General features: G+C 65.2%; 2 protein-coding genes. Both read right to left on the bottom strand.

Annotated elements, in window-relative coordinates; translation table 11 throughout:
- A partial coding sequence (locus Q0G18_RS09410) for a 5'-3' exonuclease H3TH domain-containing protein (protein ID WP_297152444.1) occupies window positions 1-1,377 on the bottom strand: 1,377 nt, incomplete at its 3' end.
- A 164-nt stretch (window positions 1,378-1,541) separates the two neighbouring features.
- Complete coding sequence (locus Q0G18_RS09415; RefSeq protein ID WP_297152446.1) at window positions 1,542-1,700, bottom strand: LuxR C-terminal-related transcriptional regulator; 159 nt, start codon at window positions 1,698-1,700, stop codon at window positions 1,542-1,544.
- Between the last annotated feature and the right edge of the window lie 19 nt (window positions 1,701-1,719).

A 1,719-nucleotide genomic window follows, 5' to 3' on the forward strand; every position in this document is an offset into this window, starting at 1 on the left:
CTCCTCGAGCGCGCGCGCCGCCGCTGCGAGCACGCAGGCGCGCTCCTCGTCGGTCTTCACCTCGGGAAGGGCCCCGCCTAAGTACTCGTCGGCGAGCGAGGCGAGCGTGTAGTCAGAAACGGACGAGTTCATCACGTAGCCCGCAAGCCCCACGTCGAAGATTTCAGCCGCAAACAGCTCCTCGTCGGTGATGAGCGCCTCCTGCGCCGTGTCCGCGGGATACACCCGGTGCAGCATCTCCTTCGCGTCGAGCGTGGCGAAACGCCCCTGCGCCACGACCTGGGCGAGCACCGAAAGCGCCTCGTCGCCTTCAAAGGCAGCCGCGCCCTTCGAGGTGGAAAACGCCGCGAACGCGCCCGTGTCGAACAGCGACGCCTGCTCGGGCTCGACGAACGCGACGCCCACGCGCTCCCCTTCCGCAATCGCGCCCTTAACGGCGGCACGCGCATCGGCCCCGTGCAGAATGGGCTCCCACGAAAGCGCGGCGCGCTCGGTGGGTGCCTTCTCCCCCACAAGGTTCAGCACATGGGTCAGATGCGCGTTGAAACGAACGTTCTTGAAGGCGGCCGTCACGCGCGCGGCGTCAAACGAGGGGAACGCCGCGTCCTCCAAGTCGAGCTCGAAATCGACATCGCGCGAGATGGTCGCCACCTTCCGGCTCGCGAACGCCTGGTCGCGGTTGGTCTCGATCTTCTCCTTCTGCTTGCCTTTGAGCTCGCCGGTGTGCTCGTAAATGCCCTCGAGGTTGCCGTAGGCGGAAAGCAGCTTCGCGGCCGTCTTGTCGCCCACGCCGGGCACGCCGGGGATGTTGTCGGATGCGTCGCCCTTAAGCCCGAGGAAATCGGGGAACTGGGCGGGTGTGACGCCGTAGCGCTCGAAGACCTCGTCGGGCCCGTAGATCGCGACATCGGTGATGCCCTTCTTGGTCGTGACGACGTGGGTGAGCTCGCTCACAAGCTGGTAGACGTCCTTATCGCCGGACACGAGCAGCGTGCGGTACCCGAGCGCCTCGTCGCGTGCGGACACGGTGCCTAAGATATCGTCGCCTTCCCAGCCTTTTACGCGTACAACCGGGATGTTCATCGCTTCGAGCAGGCCTTCCATCAGGGGAAACTGCACTTTCAGCGCGTCATCCATCGGGGGGCGCTGCGCCTTGTACTGCTCGATCGCCTCCATGCGCCACTTCGGGCGCCCCGCATCGAAGGCACACACGATGGCGTCCGGGTGCGCCATCTCCACGAACTTCAGCAGCATGGCTACGAAGCCGAAGCACGCGTTGGTCGGCGTGCCGTCGGGTGCGTTCATCGTGGGCGGAACGGCGTGGTAGGCGCGGTGCATAAGCGAATTGCCGTCGATGACGGCCACAGTTTTAGACATGGAAGACCCTCCCGAGTCGCGGTGTTCTCGGCAAATCAGTGTAGCACGGAATCGGTCGGGCCCGCGTCTTCTCCAATGCCTCTGCGCGTGTCGCGGGTGTCGTGGGCCTCACGTGCCTCGCGGGCCCCACGTGCGTTGCAGGTGTCGCGGGTGTCGCGGACCTCTCAGGCGTCGCGGATGTCGCGCTCCTCGCGGGCGGGAGGCTGCTCCTCCCGATCGACCAGGTCGATCAGACGCTGCTGGGAGTTGATTCCCATCTTCCGGTAGATATGCGTGATGTGCGTCTTCGCAGTGTTCGAGCTGATGAACAGCTTCTGCTGGATGTATTCGGCGTTCCTGCCC

Origin of the sequence: uncultured Ellagibacter sp. (assembly GCF_934636505.1) — a bacterium.
In the GTDB taxonomy this organism is placed as follows: domain Bacteria; phylum Actinomycetota; class Coriobacteriia; order Coriobacteriales; family Eggerthellaceae; genus Ellagibacter.